At 37.6% G+C, this 15,012-nt stretch carries 17 protein-coding genes; 7 read left to right on the forward strand and 10 right to left on the reverse strand.

From position 1 onward, the window contains the following. The first annotated feature begins 1 nt into the window (after position 1). From OIU26_RS05040 to OIU26_RS05060, 5 genes are all read left to right on the forward strand, one after another. Entirely contained in the window at positions 2 to 529 is a 528-nt protein-coding gene (locus OIU26_RS05040) for a hypothetical protein (protein ID WP_264216130.1), read from the forward strand. 310 nt (positions 530 to 839) lie between these two features. Next, positions 840 to 1,439, forward strand: coding sequence for a hypothetical protein (locus OIU26_RS05045; RefSeq protein ID WP_264216131.1), 600 nt, complete (start codon positions 840 to 842; stop codon positions 1,437 to 1,439). Positions 1,440 to 1,671: 232 nt separating this feature from the next. Next, positions 1,672 to 2,322 (forward strand): hypothetical protein, encoded by a 651-nt coding sequence (locus OIU26_RS05050; RefSeq protein WP_264216132.1) that lies wholly within the window; start codon positions 1,672 to 1,674, stop codon positions 2,320 to 2,322. A gap of 210 nt (positions 2,323 to 2,532) precedes the next feature. Beyond that, positions 2,533 to 2,865, forward strand: coding sequence for an immunity 8 family protein (locus tag OIU26_RS05055; protein ID WP_264216133.1), 333 nt, complete (start codon positions 2,533 to 2,535; stop codon positions 2,863 to 2,865). Between the two features lie 188 nt (positions 2,866 to 3,053). Then, complete coding sequence (locus OIU26_RS05060) at positions 3,054 to 3,413, forward strand: putative zinc-binding protein (protein ID WP_013311396.1); 360 nt, start codon at positions 3,054 to 3,056, stop codon at positions 3,411 to 3,413. Positions 3,414 to 3,689: 276 nt separating this feature from the next. Here OIU26_RS05060 and OIU26_RS05065 read toward each other — a convergent pair whose 3' ends face one another. Continuing rightward, entirely contained in the window at positions 3,690 to 3,944 is a 255-nt protein-coding gene (locus OIU26_RS05065; RefSeq protein ID WP_436449028.1) for a restriction endonuclease, read from the reverse strand. A 69-nt stretch (positions 3,945 to 4,013) separates the two neighbouring features. On the opposite strand from OIU26_RS05065, the gene OIU26_RS05070 reads away from it, so the two are divergent. Next, the gene (locus tag OIU26_RS05070; protein ID WP_264216134.1) at positions 4,014 to 5,441 is read left to right on the forward strand and encodes a pyridoxal phosphate-dependent decarboxylase family protein; all 1,428 of its coding nucleotides are present in this window, start codon (positions 4,014 to 4,016) and stop codon (positions 5,439 to 5,441) included. 392 nt (positions 5,442 to 5,833) lie between these two features. Here OIU26_RS05070 and OIU26_RS05075 read toward each other — a convergent pair whose 3' ends face one another. After that, complete coding sequence (locus OIU26_RS05075; RefSeq protein ID WP_264216135.1) at positions 5,834 to 7,339, reverse strand: dienelactone hydrolase; 1,506 nt, start codon at positions 7,337 to 7,339, stop codon at positions 5,834 to 5,836. 172 nt (positions 7,340 to 7,511) lie between these two features. Here OIU26_RS05075 and OIU26_RS05080 point away from each other — a divergent pair, with 172 nt between their 5' ends. Continuing rightward, a complete protein-coding gene (locus OIU26_RS05080) occupies positions 7,512 to 7,733 on the forward strand; it encodes a hypothetical protein (protein WP_264216136.1) in 222 nt (73 codons plus the stop codon). A 229-nt stretch (positions 7,734 to 7,962) separates the two neighbouring features. Here the strand turns inward: OIU26_RS05080 and OIU26_RS05085 are convergent, their stop codons facing one another. The 8 genes from OIU26_RS05085 to OIU26_RS05120 form a co-directional block, all read right to left on the reverse strand. Next, positions 7,963 to 8,283: a copper amine oxidase N-terminal domain-containing protein gene (locus OIU26_RS05085; protein ID WP_264216137.1), complete on the reverse strand. Its 321-nt coding sequence runs from the start codon at positions 8,281 to 8,283 to the stop codon at positions 7,963 to 7,965. Positions 8,284 to 8,680: 397 nt separating this feature from the next. Further along, positions 8,681 to 9,592 carry a M23 family metallopeptidase gene (locus OIU26_RS05090; protein WP_264216138.1) on the reverse strand — a complete coding sequence of 304 codons (912 nt, stop codon included), beginning with the start codon at positions 9,590 to 9,592 and terminating at the stop codon, positions 8,681 to 8,683. Between the two features lie 21 nt (positions 9,593 to 9,613). Then, on the reverse strand, positions 9,614 to 10,741 hold the full coding sequence (locus OIU26_RS05095; protein ID WP_264216139.1) for a class A beta-lactamase-related serine hydrolase: 1,128 nt from the start codon (positions 10,739 to 10,741) through the stop codon (positions 9,614 to 9,616). A gap of 12 nt (positions 10,742 to 10,753) precedes the next feature. Beyond that, positions 10,754 to 11,542 carry a DCC1-like thiol-disulfide oxidoreductase family protein gene (locus OIU26_RS05100; RefSeq protein WP_436449018.1) on the reverse strand — a complete coding sequence of 263 codons (789 nt, stop codon included), beginning with the start codon at positions 11,540 to 11,542 and terminating at the stop codon, positions 10,754 to 10,756. A 544-nt stretch (positions 11,543 to 12,086) separates the two neighbouring features. Continuing rightward, a complete protein-coding gene (locus tag OIU26_RS05105; protein WP_264216140.1) occupies positions 12,087 to 12,770 on the reverse strand; it encodes a DUF5819 family protein in 684 nt (227 codons plus the stop codon). A 75-nt stretch (positions 12,771 to 12,845) separates the two neighbouring features. Further along, positions 12,846 to 13,163, reverse strand: coding sequence for a hypothetical protein (locus OIU26_RS05110; protein ID WP_013372457.1), 318 nt, complete (start codon positions 13,161 to 13,163; stop codon positions 12,846 to 12,848). Between the two features lie 607 nt (positions 13,164 to 13,770). Then, a complete protein-coding gene (locus tag OIU26_RS05115; protein WP_264216141.1) occupies positions 13,771 to 14,295 on the reverse strand; it encodes a VOC family protein in 525 nt (174 codons plus the stop codon). Positions 14,296 to 14,344: 49 nt separating this feature from the next. After that, a complete protein-coding gene (locus tag OIU26_RS05120) occupies positions 14,345 to 14,971 on the reverse strand; it encodes a type 1 glutamine amidotransferase family protein (RefSeq protein ID WP_264216142.1) in 627 nt (208 codons plus the stop codon). Between the last annotated feature and the right edge of the window lie 41 nt (positions 14,972 to 15,012).

The following is a 15,012-nucleotide window of genomic DNA, read 5'->3' on the forward strand; positions in this document are numbered from 1 at the left end:
AATGGACTTTAGGTTATCTATTGGCTCTGATTTGTCTAGAGAAGCCTTGGGGAAGTTGCTTTACAATATGATATGTGAAGTGTTAGTAATGGAAATAAATTTTTATGAAGTAGAAGTAAAAGATTGGTCTGATGCTCGACAAGTGAGTATTAGTTGTACTTATTTTTCTATAAGCATTAATTTAGATGATGAGGATGACTATTTAGAACGTTTCCGAGAAATGAATCTCGAAGATCATGGCGTAGATACAAATGTTCTTATTAGTATTCAATTTGTATCGCGTACTTTTGACATTGGATGGTTAAAGCTACTCGAAGTTATTGGAAAACTATTACGTTTAAACGATCAAGATTTGGTTGTTGAAGATGATTCCTCATACCCACTATTAAAAAGAATTAAGGGGCGTTTATTTATCAATAATAATCTGGATGAATATCAAACCAGGTATATCACTAAAGAAAATATAAAGCTACTGAATTATCCTTATTTAGATGAAGATTTTTTTAAAGATAACGGATATAAAAGGTAACTTTTTTCTGTTTATTATATGATAAAAGTGGAATCAGAGTATCCTAAATAACATTTTTCAATTACGTCGAACGAGTCGATTATGGTCAGATACTACCATGATTGACTTGTTCTTTTTACTTTCCTCTTGCCCCTAATGCCGTTTGGTAATATGAACAAGCTTGTGAGAACATTAGAGGATAGAGGGTTGAGGATAAAGGTGAAAAACGAGAGATCCCCAATGATGGCAGCTATTTAACTACAGATGGTGAAAATATAAAATCACCAATGCTAGATCAGTATACCTTTATAAGAAAGTGAGGTTATAGTGGATGATACTTACTCTTGATATAAGTAATGAAGAATTTGATGGAATTATAGATGGTGATGGAGAATTTACACCAAATATTTTCCTTAATTTTCCAAGTGATATCAGAGGCATATACGAATTTGAACTCATAAATACAGTGATAGATATTTATAATTTTAAGGACAAATTGCAATATATAGGATTCCCCGCAAAAGATGATTCACTTTTTGTATTTGGAAAAATGAAAGTTCGAATTGAGGGGGTCAAGAGAGCAGAATTCAAACTAATTGAAGGTAACCTCCTTGCAGGACGTGAGCAATATTACAGTTGGCCCTATACAATTGATAGCGGTGATATTGTATGTAAATGCGGGGGGAAGTTATCTTTCCTAGAGGATTGCTACGTAGCATTAATGATTGTTACTGAAAGTAAACCTAAAATAACATTAACATTTGATATTAAAGAAACAGTTCCTTTTAATTTTATGAATAGCAGTAGCATAGAGCAAGCAAATTTAAAAAAAGTAGAGCCTAAACAAATTAAACCTCAAGGGAAGTTGTTTGATTTCAACTTTTTCCAAAAGTATTTTGGATCTGGGAGAAGAGCTATTAAGAGTGAGTAGTTCAAATGTTAAATAAAAGGATCATCTAATGGCTTATTCTGAAACAATGAGGAGGATGAGCCTTTTAATCTAATCCTGAGAGGAAGAAATATGTGATTGGGAAAATTATGCACCTCATAACAAACGCGTCTTTAGATAAGATGATAGTGTTATAGTAGCTGCTCTAAATTTATTAAAAAATGATTGCAATTTAGAAGAATTAGAGGGTGACTATTTTGCTCAACTTGTTAGTATGATTCCTCTGGTTAAAGAACGGAGTACAAAGGCACTTTTAATCGAAACAATTGTGGAATCTCCAGAATTCGTTAGCGACGATACTTTACTGGACGAATACGTGAAACTTATATCAGAAGGTGCGACTAACGTTCAGGAAGCTGCAAGATGTTTAGGTGCATTTACCTCCTCTGGCTGTACAAACAATCAGATATTCTTACAATTGGCCAATAAATTAAATGATAAATTTGCCGTTGAAATACTAGCTTCAATGGGACGTTCTAATTGGGGAGAAATCCCTCATTACCTAGAATCATTTGCTCAAGAGGTTCAAAAAGCACAAAGGATAAGATATCGTTCAGGAATAATTGCAGCCTTTTTATTAATTGTTCATCCTCTGTGTTCAAAATACGCTCATGTCAGTTCATTATCTTTTGGATATCCATTTACTGAAGCGGCTGTGAATGATTGGGCATGGGTAACCCCAAAAAATACAGAACTTATAGTACAAAAGAAAATAGTAACCTCAAAAGAAGCTGACGTATTGGTGAAATTAGGGAGATTATTGCGATATAATAAGGATTTGAATTCAAACGAAATTGCAACGCTCTACACCGATTTTTTTGAAGATAAGAACCCATTTGATGTTATTTACACTTTACCAAAGTAAAAAACATAACGCCAAAGAAGTCACTACGGACAAGAAATCGTAGAACCCGCCTCTAACATTTCCCTAAAACAATGACTTGCCACTTCTCCCCATCTAAAGGCGTTTGACTTGAAAGAGAAAGTGTTCGAAGAATACAGTGCTGGTAAAGCATAGGCACCAAAGCAGATAAGTAATGTTCATATTGATATTGAAGAATAGGAGAATAATTAAATGCTTATAATAAAGGCTTTAACAAAGATGTATGAGGATTGGGGTGAAGATATAGACGATTTCTATATTACTTATAATGTAGATATCGGACCCAGTGAAATAAATGGAGCATCAGACATGTTTTCATTTGAACTAATAAGTCCTAAAAGGTTAGATAGAATGGCAGATCAAGGTGATATTATTATCGGGCATGGTCATTTTATAGCAAAGGACTTTAATGAAAATACACTTGAAGCAACATTAAACCGTATCATTAATAAATGCACAGATGATGATATTAATAAGGCATACAAAAACCTATCTACATATTTTCATTGGGCGATGGAAGAATAATTGGAGATCTAGCTGATTTACATATACACAGTTAGCCCTATAGCAGATTTTACAAAAATAATGTCGTGATCACGATCACGGTTTAGACTGTAAATTTAAGTTAAAATATAAACAATTTTAAATTTATTTCAGCTGAAACCAAAGATACCGTGATCGATCACAAAGAAAAAACAAGGAAGTGTACAAAGATGAAAAGAACTGATTTACCTCTTGTCTATTCTTGTTCTGGATGTTCCTCCGCAGCACAAACCGCTAACATGATCGCTATACAAATGGATCGAGAAAAAGTCGCTGAAATGTCCTGTATAGCTGGTGTTGGTGGTGATGTCAAACCCCTTGTCAGAACAGCGAAATCGGGACGTGACATCATTGCAATTGACGGCTGTCCCTTGTCCTGTTGCAAGAGTTGCTTAGCAAGGCATGAAGTTCAACCCAAACACCATTTCCTGCTGTCTGACTTTGACGTACCCAAGATCATAGGAGAAGATCCTAACCCTGATCATTATAGGAATGCTTACACACAAATCTTAGAACAAATTGGACAATAATTCTTAGTCAAAATTAAGGTGTGTATCGAAAGATGGCTCTCAATATGCACAATATCGTAAATTAGTTTTTACTGGTGGCTCCTAACATATCTTTAGGGGCCACCAGTATTTTTTTACTCCCAGTTTAATCATTGGATATAAAAATCCTAAAGAATTTGGGGTTCTAATTAGAGTCATTTTTCAAATTCTCAAGCAGCTCATTTGCAACATATGGCAAAGCGTTTTCGAACCCTTTTCTTTCTTACAAGTGACTATACATTCTTTTTTTAATACTTTTCAGATAACTAAGGTTCCCCCTCCTATATTCAAGCTCCCCCGCCTCCTTAGCTGCCTTGTAAAATTACTCGTCGTTACCATCCAAGCAACACAGCAACTATGTACCTGCGTACCAGCCTTGAGTTGGAGTACTATCTCATTCCCAACATCACGTTTCCAGCATCTGCACTGAACGGCGATTATATAGCCCTCTTTGCCTTTGAGAATTACTTTACATAATAGCGAAGAGCCTAAAAATAAACATAATGATGAAATCGGTGAATATCACAAAATGACAACAGATGTTATATTATACTTTGTTGATATTAAGCAAAGGAGATGCTTATGATGAATCAAGAACCAAATCAGCAATTAGGTGAGATTATTGAGCGGTTCATACATTCATATATGGCAGAAAATAATAATATCCGATCTCAAAAAGTAATCAACACTGCAGATGAGGAAACAATAGCTCATTTAAGGAAAATTGGTTTTCCCAAAAAAGGAAGACCCGTAAAAGAAGTTGTCGATGAAATGAGGAAAAACGTTTATTCTCATCAAACTTTCATGCAACACCCTCGCTTTTTCGCCTTGGTTCCTAGTCCAATGTCTCTTTACTCTTGGTTAGGAGATATCATGACCAGTGCTTATAATACCCACGCCGGAAGCTGGATGCTGAGTTCGAGCGCAAGCCTTTTAGAGGGAGAAGTGATCCGGTGGATGTGTGACCAAGCAGGATATCCAGATACGGCTGGGGGCTTATTTCTGTCGGGCGGATCGCTGTCAAATTTGACCGCGTTAGCGGCTGCCCGCAATGCAAGGTTATCCGAGCAGGAATATGCCATTGGAACTGCTTATGTTTCAGATCAAACTCATTCATCGGTCGCCAAAGGGCTACACATCCTCGGATTCCGTGGTGATCAAATCAGGAAAGTTCCAAGTGATAAAAAATTTCGTATGGATGTTTCAGCCTTAGAGAAAAAAATAATGGATGATCAGGCGGCTGGCATGAAGCCTTTTGCGGTCATTGCCACGGCAGGTACAACCAATACGGGAAGTATTGACCCGCTAAACGAAATTGCTGACCTATGTGAAAAACATAATATTTGGTTACACGTGGATGGAGCTTACGGTGCGTCGATTTTGGCTTCTTCGAAATATAAGTCTCTTTTGAGCGGGATATCGCGTTCAGATAGTATCACTTGGGATGCACATAAATGGCTAATGCAGACCTATTCCTGTAGCGTGGTTTTAGCCAAAGATAAGCAGCAACTCAAAAACTGCTTCAGCACACGCCCAGAATATTTGAAGGATGCCGAGACTGATGAAGAACATATTAATTATTGGGATTTGGGTCCAGAGTTAACCCGGCCTGCTCGAAGTCTGAAACTATGGGTGACACTGCAAGCTTTGGGGACTGATGCTGTCGGTGAAGCCATAGAGCATGGAGTTCAACTCGCAGAATGGGCTGAAGATGAAATCAAGAAACATAATCATTGGGAAATTGTATCCCCCGCGCAGTTAGCGATTGTTAATTTTCGATATGCGCCAACTGGATTATCCGACCAAGAATTAGATTCACTCAATAAAAGGATCTCCCAAGAAATGATGACGAACGGATACGCCTCTGTACTTACGACACAACTTAATGGAAAAACGGTTCTCCGAATCTGTGCCATTCACCCAGACACTACCGAAGATGAGATAAGGAATACAATTCAGCTTTTATCGAATATAGCAAGATCATTGAATGAGAAAAAAGCTCTTTTATGATGTTCAATTGTGAAAATGAAGTACTGCACTTTCTGTAAATAGATGAAAATGTTCAGCATCACACAAATAAGAGGGGCACGCCGCCCCTCTTTGGTCCACTCTTTGAAGCAGGTCAAAATATATTTTTTGAAATTTTTATGTTCTAACCCCTCAATTCCGTACAACTCATAGCGATGTCGCCATTTCACTAAGGTGGTAACATGTTATGTATTTTTGCTACTTCCACACGGCTGCTCTGTCCTGCTTTTAACTCCTGTATGATGGCTAGTTTCTCAATCGTATTGTATTCGTTCTTCTTAGACAAAGGAAAATTCCCCTTCAAGTAGCGGTTTATTTATTAAACCTGTCTACTTGAAGGGGAGCATATCAAAATCGGTTGCCTGTTCCGTAATTTATAATAGCGAAGTTACGAACTTCACCTCTGGAAAGCGGCTATCCGGTCCTTTCATTAAGATTCCGCCTTTATTTTTCAGATACATATCGAAGAAATCCAGCATATAGGCATTGATAACGGAGTTCGCTCTTTCAGGCGCAATCTTTCCTGTAATGCCCAGCATTTTAAAAATCGGAGAAATGAACTGTACGTCGGTAAAATTCAAATGCTCCGTATTTTCGATATAGAGGACTTGTCCCCCTTCGTCGACCGTTTCGCGCATCCGTTCAAGCTCCAACTTTTTATCTTCCGTTACTTGATCCTCCCACTCTCTTGTTGATCCCATACGCTTAAGCTCTGCATCCGTGTAGACCCGGTTATCCATCACCATTTTTAATTTTTCGAAATAGCTTTCCGAGTTGATAAACAAAAACGGCTTTCGCAGACCCTCTCTGTCACGCAGTCGATAAAGCCCTCCATCAAAGTCTATTCCAACCGCGATTCGCGGATCGTAAGAAGCGTCATAGGCCGTCGCTCCGCCGATGGAATGGCCGAACACCCCGACATGACCGAGATCAATCTTCCCTTTTAATTGACTTGGAATCTGCCCCGACTGGATGAGCTCGAATTGGTCCAGCGTAAACGCCACATCACCAGTTAAAACTTTTCCCAACTTGTCGCGGTTTTCGCTTTCCGTCCGGTAATCATGGTCGGGCGAGAATAAGTCGTTGGTTGTGCTGGTCGTGATTCGACCGTCCGGAAACTCGGTTGCAAATGTATTGTAGGTGTGGTCGATCACTGCCACGATATATCCGTGACTCGCGAGATTTTCGGCTTGCGAAGTGTGGAGAAACCTGGACGAGCCGTTGCCGGGATTCGCAAGGATCAGCGGGTATGCAGTCTGTGCCGAAGAGACTTCGGCTCCCGAATAAGCATGACTGGATACGTACTTCAGGTGTTGAAACGTAAATCCGGGAAGGCCATAGTTTTCAGCCATATAACGTAAAATCTGGGGATCGGGAATAAAGGGAGCGTACTTGCCGGTGCTAGCTTGAGTCGGATACCAAACCTGAACCATTAATTCCCTCTTGCCTGTCTCAGTTTTGCCAAATGTCTCCTCCCGGCTTGGATCGATGAAATGAAAGACTTGCGTGCCTACCTTCAACTCACCAGTTGGCGCCGGAAAGTTGAATACGGGAAACACATAGAGGAAGCACCCTGTTACGATTAGCCCAATCACGATAAAAAGGCGGCCCAGCACCCTACGGATTCGCGAGGCAGTCCGAACGACTTTCGGCGTTATGAAAACGTTTATAAGCGAAAGCATAAGCATCAGGATCGTAAATCCGTATAAAAATAAAAGCTGAACCCTGTATCCTTCGACAAGCAAATGTATCACTAAAAAAATGGAGCTTGCTCCACTTGTCAGGAGCAAAGCTGATCTTCGGATACGTTGATTGGTAATGAACAGGAGTGCCAACAAACAAGCACTTGAAAAGAATAGCAGCATTTCAAAAAACCTCACGCCAACTCCCCCTTAACAAATAATCCTATCAATGGATTAGTATAGAGGAGCAGCTAGGTTGATACCATTGATCTAGATGACAATTGCCTAACACTCTTGTAAGGTCGCGTGACGATGGCGCAAAAACGCCAAGAACTATCCAAATGACTGCATCCCTCCAATCTCCGATACAATGATTTTCAGAACTCGGCTTCTTGCTTCGTTTATGGAAGATTCAAAGGCGAGATTGACCGAGACAGCGAACAGACCCCGTCGCCGGAGTCTGTTCGCTGTGCGGTGTCGGAATGGTGAGGATGAAGAGAAATCGCAGCATACAATCTCTGCGCGGTTTGCTCCATGGCCGTCTGCGAAGGATGAACAAGATCAATCGCTTGGTTTTCCGGCGACGATATAGGAGCTTTAGACAAGCTGTTACCTCGGTCAGCATCACTTCCGCTAACTGTTAATCATTATTCAGCATAGCTGAGCCCTCATCTAGTTGAACAGGTGGGGGCTATTTGACGCTTACATCAAAAACAAAAACCCGCTCAATGGGCGGCTCCTCAAACTCTACAACCCGAGATTTGAAGAGTAACTGGTTTGTTACCTATTCCCAAGCAATTAAGCATCATTATTTCTTAATGTCAACATGTAATGTTCCATATCGTCGTTGTAATTACTGTAGCTCCCAGAACTTCCGAAACAAATCTAAGAGGAACCATAACCCGATTTGGATATTCCGGCATATCGGGAGCACTTGGCATCAGCTTTTCTTCATCGTTCACGTACGCAACTTTACTACCTACGGTTAATCGTACAATTGTACCATTCTTCGATTTAATGGTAACTTCTAGTGTAGGACTGTTCCACGAGACAGACTCTCCCAAGCCCTCAGATATGAATTTAATAGGAACGTATACTGTGTTGGTGGATCTCTCTATATACGGATTGATGTCTGTTGTCAAAATGCTATTATTTTCATTAGTGGATTTCTCTCCAAATGGATCTAATGTCAAAGTGCTGTTATTTACAGCAACTTCAACATTATAACTAAATTTAGATCCCGCCTGCGCGTTCTCAACTGAGACAGAAGAAACGAACACAAAGATAACAGCTAAGGGTAAAATTATACGTTTTACATGGTTCATTACCTCTCCCCATTTATCAACTAGACCCTCATTGAGAAGCTAAAACACCAATGCATCCTGTATTCAATCTTTCCTTACTGACAGTGAACAGTAATCAACATGTGTCGAGACGATGTCTCGCTTAAGTTAAAAACACTTGCTTTGAAGAACAATACACGATACGGAAAACCTGACAAACAAATTCTCAAACCGACGTTCTAAGAGATATTCATTTTTATCGAAAAATAAGCATTTGATTAAGCAATAAATCATTTCTTTTTAAGTAATTACCATTAAAAGTAATAGGTATCGAAGTTCCATTGAAGTAATCTCTCTTATTGTCATGTTTTATAGCATGAATATGAAGATGCGGCTCACTGCTGTAACCTGAGTTTCCTACTTTCGCAATTTCTTGTCCAACCCTGACAAAATCATTTTTCTTAACTAGCAGACTATTTTCCTTCAAGTGTAACAACAGAATATTATATCCTTTGTGTTTGATGATAATCATATTTGTAGTACTACGCCCCAGGGAGTTCGGCACATTATCTTCTACTCCATCCACAACTTCGATAATTCTACCTGCAACCGGACTATATACTGAATCATTATAAATGGGATAGGATTTTAAAGACTCAGGATTATCAAATTTTCCTTTCCTTGAACCTAACGGGGTGAGCTTAGTTATATCCACCGCATATTTCAGAGTACGATGCGAAAAGTGATAGTTCATAGATGAACTCATTCCACCATTCACTACCTCGTAAGCCCCTCCCTTCAAAGGGAAGGCTAAATCGACTGCATCTTCGTGTTTAGGAGAGGATGTAATATATGAAATACTAAATAAAATACAAATAGAAACTTGATATATCGCTAAAAAGCCATATAGAAAAAGGAATATTCGTGTTTTTCTATTTAAGCCATAAAATTTAAAAGAGTGTAAAGTAACCATTTGACGGAATAAGGAACATCCAAACAATACGATGCAAACTGGACGTAAATAATAGCTAATTTCTGTCCAATCGTTTATGAATAATATCATGAACGTATATGCACTTGTAAATAAAGTGTGGATAAACCACGAAATACGATTTTTAAATGGATAGTAAGCCATAATCCAATAAAGCATAAGTGGAACCAGCAGCATTTTTATAAAATAGAAAAACATTCAATTCCTTCCCTTATCACATGATAATTTGCTACTTACCTCTTCTTGAAATGCAGTATCGGTTAATAATTTGTAAAAAAACAAATCCAGCTTCTGCTTGAGCCAAATATGATCCACCCCAGAATCATCTTGAATAAACATGGCTAGTTGAATGTCATTTCCTTCCCGATCCGTACAATATAAAGCCTCTGTTAGAACAGAGATGGTAGATCCACCTTTGTTTCCAAACTCTATTAACTTGGAGTTATCTACTTGTCGCTGAATTAGCTTTTTTAGATATGGATTTATATTAGAGGGAACCAACTCCTCCTTGTGTATAAGCTTCATAATGTAAGCATATTCTTTAGTCGTTGAACGAGGAAGCTTGCGTGATTCCAGCACTTGAAGCTTGCGTACATAATTCTGTTTGGTGTTCCATTTCTTAATACGTTCTGTCCCTTGATCACGATTTAAAATCTGATGAATTTCAACAGATTTTTTCATATATTCCTCGTAGCTCATCTCACTTATCTTTTGTATCGACTCTTTAAAACCTATGTTTTCGGTCTCTTGGATATAAGGAGACATAAATCCTGCAGATGAAAAAGGAAAGATTTTATCATGTAACGAAAGTGAGAGTTTGTTTATATTCTCATTTATCTCATCCAATCCCATTTTCTCCATCAGGAATTCTGTATTGGCATTGGAACTGTAAGCTAACATGCCGTGAGCAATTTCAAATAATGTAATTTTTCCTTGAATCTCTTTATGATTTGACTTGATCCATTTGATCCAGCTATTATGAGCGTTGCCGTCAGAACCAGGAATATAAAATTTATTTAATTCCTCTAAATCCACAAGTTCATGTTCATCTAACAGCTTTGCCGCTACTTGGCGAGCAAACTCAATAGCGATGATCACTTTCGCAGTGCTGGCAAGCGGCATTTTAACTTCTGAGTTATAGCTGATTTTCTCCATACCATTTTTGATCATATACAAAGATGCTTTACTCGGATTTTCCTTTAAAAAGTTTAGAACATCGGTTTCTGTTTTCTTATTATTTTGGCGCTTCGCAATGAGCAAAAACAGGATACATAATATGAGAACAAATATTAAAAGTATAGCTACTACCAATAAAATTACTTTCATATACTTTGCTCCTTAATGGACACGCTTAGGGTAAAGTTCACATAAATCGTCACAGTTCCCCACAGGAATCACTTTTCTTTTAGAAGCTATATAATCATAGAAATAACCGCCTATACCCATTTTTTTGAAAATGATTATAAAGGGAACCGCCCACCATAGATACGGTAATCTTGTACAAATTTGTGCAATAGAGTCAATTCCGCGGTGTATTCTACTGGGATCATTTAGTGAGAAGCTATGCATTCGCCTTTGTAATTCATCAATATCTAATTTGTATGCTTGAACCAATGAAGAATTCCGAAAACTAACAAGCCGTAGCATTCTAAAATAATCCAGCTTGTATAAATAGTCTTTTATATTTGTACAGACAGGACACCAACCATCATAGAAAACCAGAATTTGTTTGTGTTGAAAGCTTACATATCCTAATCTTCTTGTTTTTCTTCGAATTGTAATTGATATTTTCCGGAAGCTGATCTTTATAAAATGGTATAACTTTTTATATTCTTGATCCGTAAACAACAATAATTCCATAACAATCATAATTAACGAAAATGTCAGCAGACCCATCCCTATAGCAATACCTATATGAAACAATATCATAGCAATAACTACAAACGATTTAAGCCTCTTATTAATCACAGCAAAAGGGAATGCAATTTTAATAATTATAGATAAATAAGTGAATACAATGGTGAGTCCAACATAATGGTTAACCATATAATCCAAAATAGGTCTGCTAAACTCTCTCACTTGAGATATATAATAAAGTGCTGTTCCATTTTGCCACATTTCGCCCATAAGCTGGTACATTCCTGAGAAAAAATAAACAATACACAGTTGTATAATACAAAAAAGTACTGCAAAATTGTGGATTATCACGGATAACTTATAGAGTAAAGAGTCTTTCGAGTCTTTTCCACGTGAGTTGTTCATTTTAGAATCCAAAGAGAAATAGGCAGTGTTATTGGTGAACAACAGAAAAAACATATTCACTATAAGTAAGTTGTCTCCTCCGTCACTAATGTGAAAAGAGCGAACATACAATGAATAAAAAAATAAGTAGGCTAGAATTGAAAAAAGACGGCCTTTATATCCTATTAAATAAAAAATAGTAACTATAATTCCTAGGTGATAGATAAAGTCAAAAAATAAAGCTGATGAATTCAAATTATATAAAGACCATGTTAATGACTTGTACCCAGCAGAATAAATATTAATTCCAGATTCGTGCCAAAAAAAGTATCTTTGTTTATAATGAATAAAATAATTGAACAGTAATATCAACCCAATACATATCCGAATGATACTTGTACCAATAAGAACGCGTTCATTCATAAAAAAATTACGGTAATTCAACAACATCCTTTACAACTCCTTTCCAATCATATACGACATTCTCTTCTTTCACTTTAAAATGAAGATCATCCCGCTTTGAATATGGAATCGCATCCGATATTGAGGTCATAAACTGGACATCAGTTATTTCATGTTTCAAAAACTCCCTTTTTGCAAACGCAGAAGCATAGCGATATATGATTTGTTCAACTTGATCCGAATCCTTTTCTAAAGAAGCATTTATTTCTTTGGACATATTATTTTTTTTTGATATTTTATCCATTAATTTATATGTTAGATCATCTTTTCCTCCTATATATAATTGATGTATGTATCCACTTCCAATTCTGAGCATCCTATTATAAGGTGAAAATACTGTCGTCTCATTCGTCCTAATCATAGGTTCAGTAACATCATACCAATTGCTTAAAACAGTTTTGGTACTGCCCTCCCCCTTATACTTCACACGTACATATAATTTTAGATTTTGAGTCATAGGCTGGGGAGCAAATAGATGCCAGTTTTGTTGAAAAAAACGTCCAACATAGTTATCAGTTACTGATTTCAATGAAACAGAGACCGGGTTAAGCGGTCCAGCGTGAAGTAAAATAAAGAAGAAATGAACCATCAAGAACAACGATAAAGAGAATAACGTAGCATTTAAAATACACGCTTCACTTCTTTTTTTCATTTAAGAAATCACCTCTTTTTAATAACATCAGGGAGAGAGAAACATAAAAATCTGATCCTCCCCCTGATATTTCAGCTATTTATCAAAAATTACATCTGCATTCTCTACATCACTGCTAGAAACACCTGTACCTAATAGACTTCCTAAGCGGGTCGCTTCTCTCAGAGCATCCTTGTTAGCTTCATAAGCTGCTTTACCAACTTGTACTGCTTTACGAGCAAGGGAGGCTATTGCTTGAGGCTCAACAGCAGCACCATTTGCATTCGCGCTAATTAAAGGAGAAGAATTTCCAGAGGAAACGTCATAATCAGAAGCGTAAGAAGCGCTTAAACTTACAGTAGAGAAGGCTGTGATGGCTAGAGCCAGACTAAGTATTGTTAATTTTTTCTTCATAGATAATTCCTCCTAAAATGGTTAGTAACAAAATAATTTCAATCTCTTAGTTTTATAACTTTTTATATGACTATTATTGAATATAATTACTTATTATATCACTTCCTTCCATATTTTATATCTTATTTTCCCTTGCCAAAAATCATAAGCATAAATTTTTAGTAATTAAAATTCAAAAAAATTATTTAGGATTTTAACTTATTCCATCAGGTGTCGCACTTCATTTTAAAATCCATTAAGAGAAGAAAACAGCAATCTCTACAAACTCCATCAAACTCTGTGCCTTAAATAGTTTCATGTCTACATTTGCTCTACAATTAAGGGTGATTAAAAGCAAAAACCCGCTCAATGAGCGGATTTCAGTATAAAGACGTGGGGAGTTAAACCTCTGTTCCAAACTTTTAATATACATTAATTGTTATTATCAGTGTTCTTCAAGCCATATGTATCAGACTTGAGGAGCTCTCTCCATTTATCAACTAGCCCCTCTCTTGTGTGGTGACAATGATTGCCGTATTTTGGGCCAACTATCTGGCATCCGAATTTCTATTACATCATTTCAGCAAACTGTCATTCTTAATACTTTTTTATTAAAAAGTGATTACCTCTATTCTTCACTAAAGCTTTTGGCCCATTCAGCAACCCTACGACTGCTTTCTTCTTCTGACAAATCCTCAATCCTGGTCATAATAGACCACCTTACTCCACAAGGATCCAATATACTTGCGAATCGATCACCTGAGACAAAGTTTGTAACGGCCTCCCTTACTTTCGCTCCTCTTGCTACCGCGTTTTCAATGACCTGATCCACATTCATGACGTAAATCCCGAAAGAATAGCACGCATTGTCTCCATCTGGCGGCAAGACCAATTGATATGTCGGATTCGCTGCTCCCAGCTGCAAAAAACCATTTCCAAAATCTAATTCCGCATGAACTATGATTGTATTGCCATTCTCATCAGAAAATTCAGTAATATCCTTAACCCTCGCATTGAAAACCGTTTTATAAAACTCTATTGCTTCCGAAGGATTCTTCACGGTAATAAACGGGGTAATAGATGTAAAGCCGTTGGGTATTCCCTTCTTTGTATATTTACCTGACACTCCCACATATTCTCTGCTTTCAGTCATTTTAACTCCTCCTTTAAATGATCGTAACAGTTCAGTTTTATGCTTAGCTTCATTGGATTGAATTCATCAATTCATAGTAATGTTTGGATGCACGAGTCTTATTAAGACTATACCAAGCCTCTAATGTTTTAGAAGAAAACACACCTAGAGCTTTCAAAACGTGTACGGAGAATTCCAACGGAGCCATTCCAGATGCAGTGATTAGTTTTCCATCCGTTACAGCAGACTCCATTTTGTAATACTTTTCGCCCGTATAGGTGGGACAGATCATTTTAAGGTATTCCAGATCATTGCTTGTATGCGAACGTGAATTCAGCAGTCCTGCCTGGGCAAGTCCCATGGTAGCACCACAAATCGCTGCAACCCATATACCTTTCTCTAAACACCTCTCAGCGATTTTTAAGATCGGTTGGTGAATGGTTTCTGTCCATGTATTTCCACCGGGTAAAATCAATAAATCCGTGCTTTCAATACTGCACTCATCCAGTTTGATGTCAGGCAGGATTTTCAATCCGCCCATGGTAGTGACAGGAGTCTTCTCCATTCCCACGGTAACTATTTTGGATGGGACCAGCCCCTTTTTATAATATCTCCCCGAGTTCAGTTCGGCAGTTAAGTAACCGATCTCCCAGTCTGCCATAGTGTCAAATACATAAAGATATACCGTACTATTCATTCACAGGTTCTCCTTATTTTATAATTTATCAAGTGATACCA

The organism is Paenibacillus sp. BT-177, from assembly GCF_025846815.2.
GTDB classification, from domain to species: domain Bacteria; phylum Bacillota; class Bacilli; order Paenibacillales; family Paenibacillaceae; genus Paenibacillus; species Paenibacillus polymyxa_C.

Bases quoted from the DNA above. Each gene is read 5' to 3' on its own strand.
- OIU26_RS05040 (WP_264216130.1), top strand. From the start codon at position 2: ATGGACTTTAGGTTATCTATTGGCTCTGATTTGTCTAGAGAAGCCTTG.
- OIU26_RS05045 (WP_264216131.1), top strand. From the start codon at position 840: ATGATACTTACTCTTGATATAAGTAATGAAGAATTTGATGGAATTATA.
- OIU26_RS05050 (WP_264216132.1), top strand. From the start codon at position 1,672: ATGATTCCTCTGGTTAAAGAACGGAGTACAAAGGCACTTTTAATCGAA.
- OIU26_RS05055 (WP_264216133.1), top strand. From the start codon at position 2,533: ATGCTTATAATAAAGGCTTTAACAAAGATGTATGAGGATTGGGGTGAA.
- OIU26_RS05060 (WP_013311396.1), top strand. From the start codon at position 3,054: ATGAAAAGAACTGATTTACCTCTTGTCTATTCTTGTTCTGGATGTTCC.
- OIU26_RS05070 (WP_264216134.1), top strand. From the start codon at position 4,014: ATGATGAATCAAGAACCAAATCAGCAATTAGGTGAGATTATTGAGCGG.
- OIU26_RS05080 (WP_264216136.1), top strand. From the start codon at position 7,512: ATGATTTTCAGAACTCGGCTTCTTGCTTCGTTTATGGAAGATTCAAAG.
- OIU26_RS05090 (WP_264216138.1), bottom strand. From the start codon at position 9,592: ATGCTGCTGGTTCCACTTATGCTTTATTGGATTATGGCTTACTATCCA.
- OIU26_RS05095 (WP_264216139.1), bottom strand. From the start codon at position 10,741: ATGAAAGTAATTTTATTGGTAGTAGCTATACTTTTAATATTTGTTCTC.
- OIU26_RS05100 (WP_436449018.1), bottom strand. From the start codon at position 11,542: ATGGGCGAAATGTGGCAAAATGGAACAGCACTTTATTATATATCTCAA.
- OIU26_RS05105 (WP_264216140.1), bottom strand. From the start codon at position 12,770: ATGAAAAAAAGAAGTGAAGCGTGTATTTTAAATGCTACGTTATTCTCT.
- OIU26_RS05110 (WP_013372457.1), bottom strand. From the start codon at position 13,163: ATGAAGAAAAAATTAACAATACTTAGTCTGGCTCTAGCCATCACAGCC.
- OIU26_RS05115 (WP_264216141.1), bottom strand. From the start codon at position 14,295: ATGACTGAAAGCAGAGAATATGTGGGAGTGTCAGGTAAATATACAAAG.
- OIU26_RS05120 (WP_264216142.1), bottom strand. From the start codon at position 14,971: ATGAATAGTACGGTATATCTTTATGTATTTGACACTATGGCAGACTGG.